At 46.9% G+C, this 17,030-nt stretch carries 15 protein-coding genes and 1 riboswitch; of the genes, 4 read left to right on the top strand and 11 right to left on the bottom strand.

Going from position 1 to position 17,030, the window contains the following annotated elements; translation table 11 throughout:
* The first annotated feature begins 111 nt into the window (after window positions 1–111).
* The 3 genes from PAHA3_RS03360 (at window position 112) to PAHA3_RS03350 (ending at window position 2,867) form a co-directional block, all read left to right on the top strand.
* Window positions 112–606 carry a cation:proton antiporter regulatory subunit gene (locus PAHA3_RS03360; protein ID WP_062833468.1) on the top strand — a complete coding sequence of 165 codons (495 nt, stop codon included), beginning with the start codon at window positions 112–114 and terminating at the stop codon, window positions 604–606.
* Window positions 607–610: 4 nt separating this feature from the next.
* Window positions 611–1,849 (top strand): cation:proton antiporter, encoded by a 1,239-nt coding sequence (locus PAHA3_RS03355; RefSeq protein WP_062833467.1) that lies wholly within the window; start codon window positions 611–613, stop codon window positions 1,847–1,849.
* A 112-nt stretch (window positions 1,850–1,961) separates the two neighbouring features.
* Complete coding sequence (locus tag PAHA3_RS03350; protein ID WP_062833466.1) at window positions 1,962–2,867, top strand: YitT family protein; 906 nt, start codon at window positions 1,962–1,964, stop codon at window positions 2,865–2,867.
* A 275-nt stretch (window positions 2,868–3,142) separates the two neighbouring features.
* On the opposite strand, the gene PAHA3_RS03345 is transcribed toward PAHA3_RS03350, so the two are convergent.
* The 6 genes from PAHA3_RS03345 to metA all read right to left on the bottom strand — a co-directional run bounded on the left by PAHA3_RS03345 (window position 3,143) and on the right by metA (window position 10,038).
* Window positions 3,143–4,156, bottom strand: coding sequence for a zinc-binding alcohol dehydrogenase family protein (locus tag PAHA3_RS03345; protein WP_062833465.1), 1,014 nt, complete (start codon window positions 4,154–4,156; stop codon window positions 3,143–3,145).
* Window positions 4,156–5,130 carry an aldo/keto reductase gene (locus tag PAHA3_RS03340; protein WP_062833464.1) on the bottom strand — a complete coding sequence of 325 codons (975 nt, stop codon included), beginning with the start codon at window positions 5,128–5,130 and terminating at the stop codon, window positions 4,156–4,158. The genes PAHA3_RS03345 and PAHA3_RS03340 overlap by 1 nt, the downstream gene beginning before the upstream one ends.
* Before the next feature lie 231 nt (window positions 5,131–5,361).
* The gene (mqnC, locus tag PAHA3_RS03335) at window positions 5,362–6,498 is read right to left on the bottom strand and encodes a cyclic dehypoxanthinyl futalosine synthase (RefSeq protein WP_062835957.1); all 1,137 of its coding nucleotides are present in this window, start codon (window positions 6,496–6,498) and stop codon (window positions 5,362–5,364) included.
* A gap of 241 nt (window positions 6,499–6,739) precedes the next feature.
* Window positions 6,740–7,912 (bottom strand): trans-sulfuration enzyme family protein, encoded by a 1,173-nt coding sequence (locus PAHA3_RS03330; protein WP_062833463.1) that lies wholly within the window; start codon window positions 7,910–7,912, stop codon window positions 6,740–6,742.
* Complete coding sequence (locus PAHA3_RS03325) at window positions 7,909–9,096, bottom strand: PLP-dependent transferase (RefSeq protein WP_062833462.1); 1,188 nt, start codon at window positions 9,094–9,096, stop codon at window positions 7,909–7,911. The genes PAHA3_RS03330 and PAHA3_RS03325 overlap by 4 nt, the downstream gene beginning before the upstream one ends.
* A 24-nt stretch (window positions 9,097–9,120) precedes the next feature.
* Window positions 9,121–10,038: a homoserine O-acetyltransferase MetA gene (gene metA / locus PAHA3_RS03320; protein WP_062833461.1), complete on the bottom strand. Its 918-nt coding sequence runs from the start codon at window positions 10,036–10,038 to the stop codon at window positions 9,121–9,123.
* A gap of 236 nt (window positions 10,039–10,274) precedes the next feature.
* Window positions 10,275–10,399, bottom strand: a riboswitch (SAM riboswitch).
* Between the two features lie 451 nt (window positions 10,400–10,850).
* Between metA and corA the strand changes: the two genes are divergently transcribed.
* Window positions 10,851–11,786, top strand: coding sequence for a magnesium/cobalt transporter CorA (gene corA, locus PAHA3_RS03315; RefSeq protein ID WP_062833460.1), 936 nt, complete (start codon window positions 10,851–10,853; stop codon window positions 11,784–11,786).
* A 76-nt stretch (window positions 11,787–11,862) separates the two neighbouring features.
* Here the strand turns inward: corA and PAHA3_RS03310 are convergent, their stop codons facing one another.
* From PAHA3_RS03310 to PAHA3_RS03290, 5 genes are all read right to left on the bottom strand, one after another.
* Complete coding sequence (locus PAHA3_RS03310; RefSeq protein ID WP_062833459.1) at window positions 11,863–12,864, bottom strand: HRDC domain-containing protein; 1,002 nt, start codon at window positions 12,862–12,864, stop codon at window positions 11,863–11,865.
* A gap of 177 nt (window positions 12,865–13,041) precedes the next feature.
* Window positions 13,042–13,920: an ROK family protein gene (locus PAHA3_RS03305; RefSeq protein WP_047842269.1), complete on the bottom strand. Its 879-nt coding sequence runs from the start codon at window positions 13,918–13,920 to the stop codon at window positions 13,042–13,044.
* A gap of 72 nt (window positions 13,921–13,992) precedes the next feature.
* Entirely contained in the window at window positions 13,993–14,679 is a 687-nt protein-coding gene (locus PAHA3_RS03300) for an MOSC domain-containing protein (RefSeq protein WP_062833458.1), read from the bottom strand.
* Window positions 14,680–14,709: 30 nt separating this feature from the next.
* Complete coding sequence (locus PAHA3_RS03295) at window positions 14,710–15,816, bottom strand: phosphodiester glycosidase family protein (protein WP_062835956.1); 1,107 nt, start codon at window positions 15,814–15,816, stop codon at window positions 14,710–14,712.
* A gap of 5 nt (window positions 15,817–15,821) precedes the next feature.
* Window positions 15,822–16,715 carry a 5'-3' exonuclease gene (locus tag PAHA3_RS03290; protein ID WP_017689620.1) on the bottom strand — a complete coding sequence of 298 codons (894 nt, stop codon included), beginning with the start codon at window positions 16,713–16,715 and terminating at the stop codon, window positions 15,822–15,824.
* Window positions 16,716–17,030 lie beyond the last annotated feature (315 nt).

The raw sequence follows: 17,030 nt of genomic DNA, 5'->3' as shown, positions 1-17,030 counted from the left end.
GGCTCTGTTTACCCGCATCATTTGATGTTCCTTTGAGCAGCAGATTATTCATTTTCGGGAAATAAGCCTGTCTTCTGTGGCCAGCCCCTAATTATAAGGAGGCAACAATCCATGGATGTACGCGAAACAGACTTGCCGGGAATCGGCAAAAAATTTCAGATTGAAACAAGCAGCGGTGATAAAATCGTCATTATTATTCACGATGACGGTCGCCGGGAAATGTACCACTTCGAGTATGATGATCCCGATCAAAGTATCTCGATGATTACGCTTGACGATTACGAAGCACGACAGATTGCTGCTATTGTTGGCGGATTGACTTACAAACCGAAGCAGCTTGAAAATATTGAAGTAACGTTTGACGACCTCATTATCGAGTGGTACAAAATCGAAGCATCCTTCGGATGTATCGGTAAATCCATTGGTGAATTGGACGTACGTCAAAACTCTGGGGCAACGGTGATCGCCGTTGTAGAGAAAAATCACAAAAAACATATCAGCCCAGGTCCGGAGGTAGTTATCAGTGCAGAATCCACGGTGGTAGCCGTTGGCGAACGCAATCAGCAGAAACTGTTTAAATCCCTCCTCCTGACTGGAAGGGGGTAAATAGATGGATCATCTGATATTCGAAGTAGGTCTGGCCCTTGTGCTCATTGCGGCAGCCGGCCTTTTATCGGCAAAACTAAGATTTTCGGTCGTTCCATTTTATATTCTGATCGGTATGGCCGTTGGCCCACATGCCATGAAAATCTGGCATCTGGACTTCCGTTTCATTGAAAGTCAGCCTTTTATTGATTTTATGGGTCGGATCGGTATTCTGTTCCTGCTCTTCTACCTTGGACTTGAATTCTCGGTAGGTCGTTTAATTAAATCGGGCCGCTCTATTGCAGTTGGCGGCTCGATCTACATCGGAATTAACTTTACGTTGGGATTATTATTTGGTTTTATGTCCGGCTTCCCGGCTGCAGAAGCACTCATTATCGCAGGTATAACCACCATCTCTTCCAGTGCCATTGTAGCTAAGGTACTCGTCGATTTGAAACGAACGGCCAATCCGGAGACAGAGATGATACTGGGAATTATTATGTTCGAAGATGTATTCCTCGCTGTATATATCTCGATCTTGTCCGGACTTGTGCTCAGTGATTCATCCTCCATCGGAGGCGTCTTCATGTCCGCTCTCATTGCCCTCGGATTCATGCTTATCGTGATTATCCTTGGACGTAAAGCAACACCGCTCTTAAACAAATTGCTAAAAATTCGATCGAATGAGCTATTCTCTCTCGTTGTATTCGGAGCCTTGTTCCTGGTAGCCGGTTTCTCTGAAACCATTCATGTCGCCGAAGCGATCGGTGCATTGCTGGTTGGACTGGTGCTTGCTGAAACAGAACATGCGAAACGGATTGAGCACTTGATTCTGCCGTTCCGTGACTTCTTCGGAGCAATCTTCTTCTTCAGCTTCGGATTGTCCATTGATCCGTTGTCCCTGGGTGGCGAAGCCGTATGGCTGGCTCTGATTGCAGTTGTTATTACATTGTTCGGTAACTTCCTGGCAGGCATGCTGGCTGGACGCAGTGCAGGACTATCTCCCAAAGCATCGGCCAATATTGGTTTAACCATTGTGTCACGGGGTGAATTCTCCATCATCTTGGCCAACATGGGTAAAGCCGGTGGACTGTTACCAATGATTCAACCGTTTGCCGCGTTGTATGTACTGATTCTGGCCATTCTGGGTCCTTTATTAACGAAAGAGTCCAAACATGTATTCCGTTTATTGGATAAAATATTCAAGTTCAAAGATAATCGGAAAAAGAAAGAAGAACCGAAGGTTCTGCAGAAAGAAGGATAATTCTTATGTCTGTACAGAACAGACATAATATCGTACTTCGCGGCTCTACGCCGATCTTTCTGTGATTAACCCAGGGAGAATGGCTCGAAAGCCGCACAAAGGAGGCTGACCTATGAAAGCACCTCTGATATCGGCTAATCCGGTGCCAAACACCGCCAAGACCAGAATATCTTCTACCCGCCGCTGGTTAAATTTGTTGCTTGTGATTGCGGGCGGAATTCTGGCCTCCGTGGGACTTGAATTGTTCTTACACCCCAATAAGATCATTATTGGAGGCATTACAGGCATTTCCTCACTGTTCGCCCACTGGACCGAAATGAGGATTGGATTGTTCCTATTTTTATTCAATGTTCCGTTTATATTTCTGTCCTACAAGATTGTGCAGAAGAAATTTGTACTGGTAACTGTTCTAGGTCTGGTTGTCTTTTCGATCGGTGCCATTGTGCTTCATCCCATGCCGCCACTTGTAGAGCACCCGCTGGCTGCCGCCATGTTTGGCGGATTATGCCTCGGACTCGGAATTGGGCTTGTCGTGCGGTATGGTGGGACACTGGATACGCTGGAAATCGGTGATCCTTCTTCCCGTCCACCTGAACGTGTATTTAGCGGGAAACGGATGCTTATCGAAAAAATAATCATGCTGCTTAACTTGTTGATACTGACAGCCGCTGGTGTTGTCTTTGGTTGGGACCAAGCGATGTATTCCGTAATCGCCTATCTTATAGCTTATGAAATGGTGTACATTGCGTTCAGGGGATTCTCTTCCAAGCGCAAAATATGCATTTTGACTACGCAAAGCTCTCAAGTTGAAAAAGCTGTACGCAAACGGCTGCGCCGTGAACCTGGAACGCTGGAAGCAGCTTCTGACTCAACACAACTCGCTATGGCGGAAGGATGGATCAAACAGATCCCGGGTGCACTTTATTATGAGGTACACGTGCTGGAGATGATCTGGTTGAAGTCCATTGTGCGTCACATTGATCCACATGCGGGCATTGTGACAAATCCGGAAAAATAATAGCTCATGTAAGTTGAACTAAAGATACTTACACTGACACTACGATGACAGAACAACCTTCCAATCGCTGTTATCCCCAGATTTTTTCTATTCCCTTTTCTCAAGGGAAAAATCCGGGGATAAAGGCGAACGCTTCGCTTTTTCAGGTTTTTTCTGCCCTCTTCGTTATCGTGTAATTTTAATTCAACTTACAAAAAACGCTCTCTTCCCCTATGGATGGACAGTATTGTCCACCAAGGTCAGAGAGCGTTTTTTGTTATCAGACTTAATAGTGATTATAGTTCAACGATAGCTTTGACTACATGTGAATCTGGCAAAAGCCATTGGTCCATTGCAGAAGGTAATTCATCAAAATCCACACGGTGTGTAATATAACCATCCATGCTTAATTTCTTTTGACGCAAGGTCGACAGGACATGTTCAAAATCTGCTCGGGTTGCGTTTCGACTGCCCAGGATGCTCATCTCCCGTTTGTGAAACTCAGGATCATGAAAGGTAATATCCGCTTTTACCAGTCCTACAAAAATGAGCTGACCACTATGCGCCACATATTGAATGGCTTCATTCATGGAGTTCACGTTACCGGTTGCGTCAAAAACAGCCGTAGCATAGTCACCTCCGGTGATTTCAGCCACTTGTTCTACAGTACGCTCATTGGCCTGAACCAGATCATCCGCTCCAGCCCAAGCCCGGCTAAGCTCCAACCTGTCCAGATTACGATCAACGGCAATAACACGTGCTCCCGCCTGTTTGGCGAATGCCATCACGCCAAGTCCAATGGGGCCAGCTCCAATCACAACCACATGCTCACCAAGCTTGATTCCTGCTCTCCTGACGGCATGGGCACCAATGCTTAATGGTTCTACCATCGCTGTCTCATCCAGTGTCAAACCTTCTGCTGAGAGCAGATGTGAGACAGGCACGCTGATTCTTTCTCTCATGCCTCCGTCGAGGTGCACACCCATGACCTGCATGGACACACAGCAATTACTTTTTCCACTACGACATGCAATACAATGACCACAGTGCAGATACGGAATAACGCTTACCTGATCCCCTGGCTGTAGCCCTGCATCGTTCGGACCGATCTCTTCAATAACAGCCGCCAGTTCATGACCGAGTACGCGAGGATAGGTAAAGAATGGCTGATTGCCTTTGTACGCATGCAGATCCGTACCACAGATCCCAATCCGTCGAATGGCAACCAATGCCTCTCCTTCTGCTCGTTCCGGTTGAGGCAGGTCTTGGAGCTCTAAACGGTCTATTTCTTCACATACAACGGCTCTCATCATTGTTCCCCCTTGGATGCTTCTGATGGCATGTTGCTATACTCAGTATTATATTCAGGACGTCCGCTTGACCACGTCTCATTATGCAATGGTGCCAGAATGCGCAGCACTTCCTCCAGCAGACTCTGATCTATCGGTTCTTCTATCCACGTTGCGTTATTGATGATATTGCGTTGGTTGGCACTGCTCACCAGTGTTGTGGGAATTTGTTCATTCGCCGTCGAGAATTGAACAGCCAGCTTAGCAATATCACTGCCTTGTTCTGCACAGAAGCGGGCAGCCTTCAAGCAGAGCTGTTTCACCCGTTCATCTGCCGGATGCCAGGCAGGAGCACCTCGGGTACTTAACAAGCCCATAGAAAGAGGCGAAGCATTAACAAGGCCAATTTCTTTCTTTTCCAACAAAGGTAACAACGATAATAATGAGGTATCATTCAATGAATAATGGCAATACGATATAATGGCATCCGCATCGATCTGTGGCAGAACCTTCTCGAACAACGGTAAAGGCAATCCGCATATCCCCGCCTGACGAATAACACCCTGATCTTTCAGCCGCAGCAACGTTGGAAAAGCTTCTTCTACAATAATCTCTGCTGGTACAAATTCAATATCATGCAGGAATAAAATGTCAATATAGTCCGTATGCAGTCGATTCAGACTCTCTTGCACACTATTCAGAATCCGCTGACGTGAAAAATCAAACTCACTTTCCCCATACCGTCCGGCTTTGGTGGATAAAATATACGAACTGCGCGGCAAGCTACGAATGGCTTCACCCAGCACCGTCTCTGCCTTCGTCAGTCCGTAGTAAGGTGAAACGTCTATGTAATTCATCCCCGCATCTACGGCAGCATGAACAGTACGAACCCCTTCGTCCCGGTCAATGTCACGAAATACTGAACCGAGTGAGGATGCTCCAAAGCTCAATACAGGTACGTCCAGTTCCGTCTTGCCAAGTATTCTTCTCTTCATCGGTTTAACCCCTTCCAGCGTGTCTGACTACACAAGTTCCCTTTCATTGTAACAGTTCAATTTCAATATAAAATATCGCCAATTGCGTAACATGTACTGTTTAATGACCTCAATCCGCAGAATAAAATCAAAAAAGCCCGCCGTCTCTCCAAACGGAGTAGTCGGCAGGCTTGGCTTCATAATTACTTATCTAACGATCAGTGTTTATGGAGAGTATTGAATTAATTATAATTAGTTCTGCATTACGAAATCTTCATGCACGGAATTCTCTTCGTCGAACATGCGCACGATGTCATATCGCGTGTTACGTTGTGCCGGAATATAACCGGACTCCCGAATCAAACGGAGAATGGATTCAATGTTAACTTTATATGTTGCACCAGCAGCAGATACAACGTTCTCTTCAATCATCGTGCTACCGAAGTCATTACAGCCAAATTCAAGCGACTTCTTACCGATCTCAGGACCCATGGTTACCCAAGAGGATTGTATATTCTTGATATTATCCAGCACCAGTCGGCTGATGGCTACAGTCTTCAAGTACTCTTCCGGCGTCTGACGCTCCAGCTTGAGGTTTGTATTATCCGGTTGGAAAGTCCAAGGAATGAACGCCAAGAAACCTTCGGAGTCATATTTGTTCGCAATACATTCGTCCTGAGCTTCACGTACACGGAGCAAGTGCAATGCACGCTCTTCCATCGATTCACCAAGACCGATAACCATTGTTGCCGTGGTGTTCATGCCGATACGGTGTGCCGTTTGCATCACGTCCATCCAATCCCGCCATGAACCTTTCAAGCGGCTGATTTTCCGGCGTGTGCGGTCATCCAGAATTTCAGCACCACCACCAGGCAGGGAATCCAGTCCAGCTTCGTGAATGGCACGAACAACCTCTTCCAATGTAAGACCATCGGATACTTCAACCATTTTCATAATCTCAGCTGGTGAGAACGAGTGCATCGTGATATTCGGGAACCGCTCCTTGATGGCTTTCAACAGGTCTGTGTAATAGCTGAAAGGCAGGTTCGGATTCGTTCCGCCTTGCATCAGAATCTCGGTACCATTCACATCTTCCGTTTCCTGAATCTTCTGGAAAATAACTTCATCCGGAAGCACGTAACCTTCATCCGAACCAGGTCTGCGATAGAAAGCACAAAAACGGCAGTACACATCACACACGTTCGTGTAGTTGACGTTACGCCCAATTACAAATGTTCTGTATGGTTCAGGGTGCATGCGTTTCATAATAACATTAGCAGCTGCCCCGATTTTGTCCACTTCATTCGATTCAAATAGCTCAATCGTGTCTTCCAAGTCCAAACGTTCGCCCCGAAGGGCTTTATCTAAGATACGGTCTACCGTACTCATCGTAAAAAAGCCTCCCTCATGAAGAGAAATTATATAACGATCCGTCCCAACTTGTTCAAGAGAAGCAAGTTCTGGTGGCAACATCGTATTTCTGTACTCCACATATCGTAACACAGGTTACATGTGAAAAAAAGCACCTTATGTACAGGTGCTTTAAAAATAAGTAAAAATTTTTACATATGGAATCAAATTTATTCGATATTAAACGATACGCATAGGCGTATTCGGGTACCCTTCTTTTCTAGGATTCCTGAAGTGCTTGTTCCAAATCTACAATCAGATCTTCGATATCTTCCAGACCCACAGAGAAACGCAGCAACCCGTCTGTAATACCTCGGTCACGGCGAACCTCAGCCGGCATTGCCGCATGAGACATCATCGCTGGGTAAGACAAAATACTCTCCACAGCTCCCAAGCTTACAGCAACAATGGGTAGCTTCACCCGGTTAAGGACTGCTTTTGCCCGATCACCTGAACCAACGTCAAACGAAACGACAGCTCCATATCCTGTTGACTGACGCTCATGTGCCTCGCGGCCCGGATGATCCTCCAGCCCTGGATAAAAGACAGCGGTAATATCACTGCGCTCATTAAGCCAAGCTGCCAGTTTGGCTGTGCTCTGTTCACTGTGAGCCATGCGAGCCCCCAAGGTTTTCATGCCGCGCATCAGAAGCCAGGATTCTTGTGCACCAAGTACAGTTCCGAGTCCATTTTGCAACTGTTTCAGTTGTACGCCAAGTGATTCCGTGCGAGCAACGGCTAACCCTGCCAGTACGTCACTGTGACCTCCGAGAAACTTCGTAGCACTATGTACGACGATATCCACACCAAGCTCAATTGGACGCTGATAGTAAGGTGTCATAAAAGTGTTATCCAGAATCGTGATCAGGTCATGTTCCTTCGACCAGTCAGTCACAGCAGCGATATCCGTGATTCGCAGTGTCGGGTTGGACGGTGTTTCCATATAAACTGCCTTGGTGTTCGGCTTGAGCGCCGCTTTTACTTCATCTATATTGGTCATGTCTACAAAGGTCGTCTCGATCTGCATACGGCTCAATATGGAAGTAAGCAAACGATACGTACCTCCATATACATCTTCCGTTACAATCATGTGATCCCCTGCGGAGAACATCATGAACACGCTGGATATCGCGGCCATTCCCGATGAATAGGCGAATCCTCGTGCTCCACCCTCCAGCAGTGTGATGTAATCTTCCAAAGCCTGACGTGTCGGATTACCTGAACGACTGTAATCATGTTGAGGTGGATTGAAAATATCAAAATGATGGAACGTCGAAGCTTGATAGATCGGTACACTTGAGGCTCCAGTTGTTTTGTCGATCTCATCACCGAAATGAAGCAATTTGGTATCAAATTTCAACTCGGAATTTGGCTTGTTATTGGACTCACTCATGAGTGCACGCCTCCTTCCACTTCCTGTTGTGCAGCTGTCAGAGCATTGCCGAGATCTGCAATCAGATCATCTGCATGTTCAATACCCACGGAGAATCGAAGCAGACGGTCATCCACACCTACGGCGTCACGAATTTCAAGCGGTATATCCGCATGCGTTTGTACCGCCGGGTAAGTCATAAGTGATTCTACGCCACCAAGACTTTCGGCAAAAGCGATCAGTTTGATATGACGCAGCAATGGTTCAACATAACGTGCATCCTTCACTTTGAAAGAGAAGATACCTGTGTTACCCGTGGATTGTTTATTCTGAACTTCATACCCCGGATGATCCGACAAGCCTGGATGATATACTTCACCCACTGCCGGATGCTCAAGCAAGTATTTGGCAATGGTAAGCGCATTGTACTCGTGACGCTCCATGCGAAGAGCCAGCGTTTTCATGCCTTTCATCAACTGGTAGGAGTCACTTGGAGACAACACCGCCCCAATTGAATTATGCAGGAACGCCATTTCCGCAGATAACGCCTCACCCTTAGTTATGATTAATCCGGCTAGCACATCATTGTGTCCGCCCAGATATTTGGTAGCACTATGAATGATGATATCGGCACCCAGTTCAATCGGACGTTGGAAAAATGGAGTCAACAACGTGTTGTCAACAATTGTCAACACGTTGTAACTTTTCGCCCAGGAAGCGACAGCTTCAACATCGGTAATCATCATCAGTGGATTGGTTGGTGTCTCGATGAATACAGCTTTTGTATTCGGCTGACGAACATTCTCCAGTGCTGCAAGGTCATTCGTGTCCACATAACTTGCAGTTACGCCGAAACGGGACAAGATGCGTTCAAGCAGACGATAGGTTCCGCCATACAGATCCAGCGATACAATCAGATGATCCCCTTGACCAAACATGGCAAAGATGGTTTGCAGCGCGGCCATACCCGAGCTACAGGCGAACCCTGCATCACCGGACTCCAGCGCGGCGGCTGCTTCTTCCAACACTTTGCGTGTTGGGTTGGTCGTACGAATATAATCAAACCCCGTGCTTTGTCCAAGCTTCGGGTGGCGAAACGCAGTGGATTGATAGATCGGAAAGTTAATGGCGCCTGTTACCGGTTCATTGATGGACCCAATTTGTGCTAAGCGGCTTTCGATTTTCAACTTGTTGTTGTCTTCCATTGCTGCATCCTCCTGTAATCTCGATTAGATTTGCGGGCCAATATCGTAAGGTGTTTCTTGATACACATAGTAATTGAGCCAATTAGAGAATAATAAGTTGGCATGAGCGCGCCAAGTAGCCGGTGGCACACGGGAAGGATCATCATTCGGATAATAATGTCTAGGCAGCGCGATATCCAACCCTTTCGCTGCATCCCGGTCATACTCCCACTTTAATGAGAAGGGGTCATACTCGGCATGTCCTGTGGCAAAAATCTGTTTGCCGTCTTTGGTAGCAACCAGGAAAATACCGGCTTCTTCGGATTCAGCCAAAATCTCTAAATTCTCATTCTTTTCAATATCTTCACGTCTCACTTCCGTATGACGGGAATGTGGAACGTTGAATACTTCATCGAATCCACGCAACAACGGAACATGAGGCTTGTTGATCGTATGCGGGAAGACGCCAAAACACTTTTCATCAAGCGCAACCTTGGGTACGTCAAAATGATGGTACAAACCTGCCTGGGAAGCCCAACATATGTGCAGAGTTGAAGTCACATTGGTTTTGGTCCATTCGAAGATCTCCTGGATTTCATTCCAATAGTTCACGTCTTCGAAATCCATCTGTTCCACAGGGGCACCCGTAATGATCATGCCATCGAAACGACGATGCTCAATCTCATCGAAGGTTTTATAGAACAAATCCAAATACTCCTGTGACGTATTCTTCGACGTATGGGATTTCGGATGCACCAGAACGACATCCACCTGAATGGGTGTGTTTCCCACCAGACGAAGCAATTGTGTTTCGGTCGTTTCCTTCGTAGGCATCAGGTTTAATATAGCGATACGGAGTGGACGAATATCCTGCTTGTATGCAGAAGTTTCATCCATGACGAAGATATTCTCTCCTTCAAGTACTTCTTTTGCTGGTAGAGTATCGGGTATTTTGATTGGCATGGTAAGTCTAACTCCTCCTTGTGCATAAATAGATGCAGCCACCGCTGGCTTGATGTCTTCACATCAATACAGTTATAGGCTGCCATGAGCTTGTCTCCAAACATTGAATTGAAGTTCCATCCAAAGTTACGACAATCTCAAGTTCCTTAGCGAAAATCACTGCTGAGAAGTCGGGGCATATGACAAAGACCTTCCTCGGATTTCGAGAAAGGTCATATGTAAATAGATATGCGCCTCTCTCATCTCTCAGTTACAACAGTGTCACTCGGACACTTGGTCGCTGCAAGAATTAGCACCGTGCGGTATACCGCCGGTTGCCGGGTTTCATCGGGCCAGTCCCTCCACCTACTCTTGATAAGATTTCGCTGTATTAAGTTGTAATTTAATATGGTTCACCGTCTACTTTATTACATTAATGCCATCACGTCAAGTTGCAGTTCTACGTCTGCATTCCAGATCGGAACCGTTCATCATCCGTTGTCATACACTGCCTCAGGGCGCGAAATAGACACATTTTTGCGCTTGAAAGCACCTTGTACCAGCGGTATACTAAACAAGGTGTTATAAACCCTTATGTGAGAGGTGACATATTAAATGGATGGCGACCCGAGGCCTGACTGGCAGCCGAATTCCGACAAACTGCATAGAGAATTGACATCAGCATGCCGGCAGCGGGACGTGACTTCCGTTTGATTATATAGTGAACGCAGCCCTGATCTCCAGGCTCCGCTGCCGACCGGCTGATTTGTTCTTTTTGCGCCCATAATGATAATATCCGCCAGGTTGGCGGGTGCAGAAGGAGTAGATTAACAATGAAAATCCGGTTGGTTAACAACGGTGTATTTATTCCGGTGGACGACATTCAGCAGGCGCTGACTCCACCAGCGGAAGGATTTTACTGGATTGATGCGGACGTAGATGATTTGGCGGTGCTTCAGCCGCTGTTCTTGATGCATGATCTGGCAGTGGAAGACTGTCTCAGTGATGAAGAACAACGTCCGAAGATTGAAATTTATGAGAACCATTACTTTATTGTGATTAATAGCATTCGTTTCGATGATGAAGAGATATTTCTACGTGCGGTGAACTTGTTCCTCGGCAGACATTTCATCATTAGTGTTACGAAGCAGAAGGTCAGCGAATTGCGCACACTGAAACCCATCCTGTGGGAACAGGAAATCAGCACACCGGATCGTCTGCTCTACTTGCTGGTTGACTTGATTGTTGATAATTATTTCACCGTAGGTGACCGAATTGAAGCTCGGATCGAGAAGCTTGAGGAAGACATTCTGATGCACACCAAAAAGTCACATCTGAATGAAATCATCGGGCTGCGCAGTGAGATTCTGTGGCTGAAGAAAGTGCTCGGACCTCAGAAAGAGGTTATTAACACACTGAACAAAAAAGATCTGCGTCTCATTGATGATCAGCTGCAAAAGTATTTCAGTGACATCTATGAGAATGCTGTAAAAATATCTGAAACCTTTGAAACATATCGCGACCTGATGGGCAACTTACGAGAAGCCTACCAATCCAGTATTGCGAATCGGGCGAATGAGATCATGCGTGTGTTTACCGCCATTACCACAGTCTTCATGCCGCTGACGGTCATTACCGGTATCTACGGCATGAACTTTACGAATATGCCAGAGCTTAACTGGAAATACAGCTATTTTGTTGTGATTGGCCTGATGGTCACACTGGGCCTGAGCATGTTCTTCATTTTCCGCAAAAAAGACTGGGTATGAACTAGAATGAAATGAAATAACAAAGACGAAGCGCTCCTGTGGGAGAAACGCCTCGTCTTTTTTTCATTTCCTTCACCTAACCTACATTCTGCTCTGTCTCTGCATGCCGACGAAAGCGGATTCGAATCATGCGCAGTCTTTCATAGACCTGCTCCAGACTGCCTCCGTCGGGCTTCTCTCCTCCATATACCTTATGTAATACTGGCTTCAGGAACGTATCTCCCAGCTCCTCATACGCACTCCATACGGCCTCTTGTTCGTTCTCTGGCATCACTGCCAGCTCCACATCCAGAAGACAATCGGTATCATAACCTTCGAGATCCAGTGTCTCTAACAGCTCAATCAACTCACGTCGGGATAATCCAGATCGATGAACAATCTCCTCTAACGTATATCCTTCCTTCATACCCTCAAGCACTTGCTTGCGCGTGGTGAACTTGTCGAGTTCCTGCTTGTACTTCTGCTCTCTCTGCTTATATAACCAGCTCTCATACTCTTCTTCCTTCAGTGCCGTGTATACCCAGTCCAGCGGGAATGTCGTTGAACGCTCCAACCCATTCGTAATCTCCATCCACTCTGTACCATACTCGTTTGCTTTGCTCTCCCCTACGCCGGGCAGTTGCATGAGTTCATCCATCGACTGCGGAACGAAGGCACTGATTAAACGCAGCAGGCGGTTCGTTGCAATAAAATATGGTGCCTTCCGATCAGATACAGCTCTCTTCCTGCGCCATGTGCACAGATCCGTGTATAACTGCTCATTGCCGTATACTTCACTGTAACAATGGAGCCGCTGTCCACCATAACTGCGTGACTTCAGTTCATCATTCTCGTGAAATAAACCCTGCAACTGCGGTCGGTACCCCTCACTCATCTGTATGGCAAGCTGATGACGGTAGATATGAAGCAGCTCCTCCCAAGAGGTCCCTTCGTACCAGATGCTGTCCTCACGCTCTCCTTCCTCGTAGCAACTCCATCCCAGCTGCCAGCTATCATCCTCTTCCCCAATCCATAGCTGCGCATATTCTGCATTCTGATCTGACAATCTGGACAATCTGTTCATGAAAATGACTTCCATTTTCCGTTCCCTCCCTTTCACATTTCAGCCTATACGGGTTAGTTATGCTACCTACAGGCGCACAAAAAAAACACCTCTCCTGCAAAATCCATGCAAGAGAGGTGCTTCCTCATTAACCGTGCTATGCTGTTGCCCATATCATACCACAATGGTAAAATTCGTCAATCCCTTATTGTTCTACTTGTTCAACGCCAATTTGGCAAGCGCCAGTGAACCGCACAGCCCTGCATTGTCGCCAAGTCCTGGTGAAACAACATACTGGTCAATATCAGATTGAAGTGCCGGATGCTGAACGTATCCTGCAAGCAACTCCTGCAGTTTGCTGCGAACCATCGGGAACAAATGCTCCTGCTTCATTACCCCGCCACCCATTACGATTTTCTGCGGTGAGAGTATCAGAACATAGTTCATCAGTGCATGTGCAAGGTAATGCGCCTCGATCTCCCATGCTTTATGATCTGCTGGCAGTTCATAAGCCGGTTGCTCCCAACGTTTGTTAATGGCCGGTCCTGCTGCAAGACCTTCGAGGCAGTCACCATGGTATGGACAGAAACCCTCGTATGTATCCTCCGGATGTCTGCGTACAATGATATGTCCCATCTCTGGATGTGACAATCCATGGACCATTTTACCGCCAACCACAGCACCTGCACCAATGCCTGTACCCACAGTGATATACAGACAGCTCTCAAGACCTTGTGCAGCGCCCCAGGTTGCTTCTCCAAGTGCCGCACCATTCACATCCGTATCAAATGTCATCGGTACATCAAAATGCTCCTTGAGCTTGCCAATGACGTTATACTGTCCCCAATGTGGTTTCGGTGTTGTTGTGATATAACCATACGTTGGGCTTCCTTCAATCGGATCAATCGGGCCAAATGAACCTACGCCCAGAGCTTCAATGCCTTTGCCTTCAAAAAACGAAATCACTTGAGCCATTGTCTCTTCCGGTGTCGTCGTGGGAAAACTTACGCGTTCCAGAACTTCTCCATTTTCCGTGCCAATACCACATACAAATTTCGTTCCGCCTGCTTCAATTGCGCCTAAGATCGTCATGTTAGTCACACTCCCAAGTTAGTTTAAAAAGGAATTGATATTGCTTTACTTGATGACACTATAATTACCCTGCTACTTAATCTCCAGCTTGGACAATCGTTTCATTAACGTCTGCCTCCAGCTGTCTGACAGCGCAGGAATGGCCAGTAACGCCTGAATACCTTCGGCATTTTCTTTCCCCTGATGCATAATTCGATTGGCTTCAAGAACCGTCATTGATGTAGGATCGGTGCTGATCCGTCGAAATATCGACGAAGGCCTTACCTCCCCTTCTTGCAGTACACGAAAGTAAAAGCCCGTATGCCCACTCTCCTGAAAATAAACAGGAAGTTCCTTATAGTCATACCTCGCACCCAGCTTGAAGCAAGGTTGTCTGGGCTGACTGACCTGCACCGTGGCTTCGCCCAACTCGTACACATCACCAATCCGTACGTCTTCTTCGGCACAGCCTTCAACCGTCAGATTTTCTCCACAAGCTCCCCAGTCCAGCTTGCGATTCATCAGCTGTTCCAACGCCGGATACCGACTGTAATCGTATACACAAACGGCCTTATCAGGTCCGCCATGATGCACCAGATCCGCCTGGGCATCCCCTGTCATTCCAGAGAATGACAGGAAAACCGCGTCGGTTACAGGATGTTTCACAATGCCGCTCATCACTTCACGCTTCTGTCCAGAGAGCGGCTGCGGCAGACCTACATTAATAGTCAGAACTGCTGTGTTGCCTCCCCCTGGCTTTCGATCAGATGTGAGTGTCATTTGCATCATCCCTCCCATAATTACTTTCTTTTAACGCACAGAGCCACCAAATACCAGTGCGTTACTCAAGAGCCGGCCTGGTGAAGTTAGCATTTTGCCCCCGGCATACATGCCCGAGGATGCACCGCCATCCAGATTCATGGCCTGTTTGGCACCAAGCTTCTGCATCACCGCTGCCCACTCCTTGACTGTCGCTCCGGAAACGGTAGCCAGCATGACAGAACCATCCGCCATGATGGCGATACCACTTCTGGCACCGGATGCAGTAAGAATCTTGGCATCCTTGAAACCTTCGCTCGTCGGATTAACAGCTACCTTACCGTCTTTTACCAGACGTGGTCCTGCTCCAACAGCCGTCACTACATCTTGCCAAGGGATCTCTTTGCCTGCGGCGTTCGTATACTTATAATTCATTTCTACGGTTGAACCAACGGTGAAACGGTCCGAAGAAGACTTCTGATTACCTGTGAACACCAATACCGAGCCATTCTTAGGAATCGCTACATTCGTATTGGGTACTTTTTTGGTCACGACGCCATTTTCCATGACAACCGCAGTTCCACCTTTGAACCCGACTGTAGCACCTCTTTCAGGTGTATAAAGCATCGTAATGCTCGCGTTCGCTGAAGGTGTTCGATTAATAAAGGTTGCATACCAACTGCGTGATTTGCCTTTCGTATCTGTCACTTTACCTGTCAGGCTCACCTGAAGTGAATCCATGATCGCCGAGCCGTCTTCCTTAAATCCGATGGATGTTCCATATCTACCAATATGTATGACCTTACCATTTGCTATTAACATGCCATATGGATCTGGTGCTCCGTTATATGCTTCAAAAAATGCTCCGTTAATGGCTGCTTGTGCGCCATAAGCTTTCACTATCGACGGCAATGTTGCCGTTTGGCCCACTTGCTTCTTCGCGAGTCCCACCGTAACGGGTGTTCCCTTCGGAATCGTAACCGTCTGTACGGTAAAATTACGTCCTGCTGCTTTTACTTTCTGCACTTTGGTGCTAATTGCTGCTTTGGCATCTGCTGTCTGTGGCGCACTTACTGCTCCCGAAAGAATTACGGGCAAGGCCAGGACGAGGGCCATAGCCCCTGTCCACCACTTTTTACCTGTTCGTACGTTCTTCATGTTGCTCACCCTATTGCCACTCCCATCCAAGAGCCAAGGCTCTTCATCTCAAGTTGTTCAAACTTGTCCATCACCATATCCGGATCAAGACGCAATTCACAGATATCCAGCGCACAGGCAACCGGAACAGCACAATGAATCTCTGCCAGTTTGCGGGACAGATGAAGCATGTCCAGATCATTCTCAATCTTGTTACGCACCGAAGGGGTCAGTTTATCCATGTTGCTCAAAATCCCTTCAATGGAGCCGTATTCCTGTACAAGCTTCAACGCTGTTTTCTCACCAATTCCCCGTACTCCAGGATAATTGTCGCTGGCGTCTCCCATCAGACCCTTCATGTCAATCACTTGACGAGGTGTCAGTTGTTTCTCTGCCATGAGCGTTTCAGGGTTGTACACCATGTAGTTGCCATGGCCTTTTTTCATAATAATGATACTTGTGCGGTCATTAATCAGTTGCAGCATGTCGTGGTCACCCGTCAGTACCATAACATTCATATCTGTCTCTTCGGTGTAATACTTAGCAAGCGTTCCGATGCAATCGTCGGCTTCGAATCCTTGTGCACCTATATTCGGAATACCCAGGCTATCCATCACTTCACGAATCAGGGCAAACTGGGGAATCAGGTCATCCGGAGCTTCGGCCCGGTTGCCTTTGTAAGCTGCGTATTCTTCACCGCGGAACGTCTTACCGCCCATATCCCAACAACATACGACATGACTTGGCCCAAAAGTCTGAACCGCATCCCAGAAATAACGGATAAATCCGTAGACTGCGTTGGTAGGCAATCCTGCCTTTGTACGTCTGATATATCCGCTTGCAGATGTCGCATAAAAAGCACGGAACAACACCGCCATACCGTCTACCAGCAACAAAGTAGGTTCATTACGTTGATTCACTTGAATTTGTTCTCTCCTGTCCTGATTCTATAGAAATTAAACTAAAGTATATTTACACTTACCATTCCGATGACAGAACAACCTTCTGATCGCTGTTATCCCCAGATTTTTTTGATTCCCTTTTCCAAAGGGGGAAAATCCGGGGATAAAGGCGAACGCTCCACTTCTTCAGGTTCTTTCTGTCCTCTCCATTTTCGTGTAAATGTTTAGTTCAATTTCTATAGCAAATAAAATATCGAATTAATTCTATCATTATAGCATAGTTCCGCCAACCATCGATCAGCCAAAAAAGCCCTGAATTTTGAACAATTCAAG

Source organism: Paenibacillus amylolyticus (assembly GCF_001570725.1).
Lineage (GTDB): Bacteria > Bacillota > Bacilli > Paenibacillales > Paenibacillaceae > Paenibacillus > Paenibacillus amylolyticus_A.
This window is presented reverse-complemented; position numbering and strand designations above follow the sequence as displayed.

Coding starts and splice junctions, on each gene's coding strand:
- PAHA3_RS03360 (WP_062833468.1), top strand. CDS start 112: ATGGATGTACGCGAAACAGACTTGCCGGGAATCGGCAAAAAATTTCAG.
- PAHA3_RS03355 (WP_062833467.1), top strand. CDS start 611: ATGGATCATCTGATATTCGAAGTAGGTCTGGCCCTTGTGCTCATTGCG.
- PAHA3_RS03350 (WP_062833466.1), top strand. CDS start 1,962: ATGAAAGCACCTCTGATATCGGCTAATCCGGTGCCAAACACCGCCAAG.
- PAHA3_RS03345 (WP_062833465.1), bottom strand. CDS start 4,156: ATGAGAGCCGTTGTATGTGAAGAAATAGACCGTTTAGAGCTCCAAGAC.
- PAHA3_RS03340 (WP_062833464.1), bottom strand. CDS start 5,130: ATGAAGAGAAGAATACTTGGCAAGACGGAACTGGACGTACCTGTATTG.
- mqnC (WP_062835957.1), bottom strand. CDS start 6,498: ATGAGTACGGTAGACCGTATCTTAGATAAAGCCCTTCGGGGCGAACGT.
- PAHA3_RS03330 (WP_062833463.1), bottom strand. CDS start 7,912: ATGAGTGAGTCCAATAACAAGCCAAATTCCGAGTTGAAATTTGATACC.
- PAHA3_RS03325 (WP_062833462.1), bottom strand. CDS start 9,096: ATGGAAGACAACAACAAGTTGAAAATCGAAAGCCGCTTAGCACAAATT.
- metA (WP_062833461.1), bottom strand. CDS start 10,038: ATGCCAATCAAAATACCCGATACTCTACCAGCAAAAGAAGTACTTGAA.
- corA (WP_062833460.1), top strand. CDS start 10,851: ATGAAAATCCGGTTGGTTAACAACGGTGTATTTATTCCGGTGGACGAC.
- PAHA3_RS03310 (WP_062833459.1), bottom strand. CDS start 12,864: ATGGAAGTCATTTTCATGAACAGATTGTCCAGATTGTCAGATCAGAAT.
- PAHA3_RS03305 (WP_047842269.1), bottom strand. CDS start 13,920: ATGACGATCTTAGGCGCAATTGAAGCAGGCGGAACGAAATTTGTATGT.
- PAHA3_RS03300 (WP_062833458.1), bottom strand. CDS start 14,679: ATGACACTCACATCTGATCGAAAGCCAGGGGGAGGCAACACAGCAGTT.
- PAHA3_RS03295 (WP_062835956.1), bottom strand. CDS start 15,816: ATGAAGAACGTACGAACAGGTAAAAAGTGGTGGACAGGGGCTATGGCC.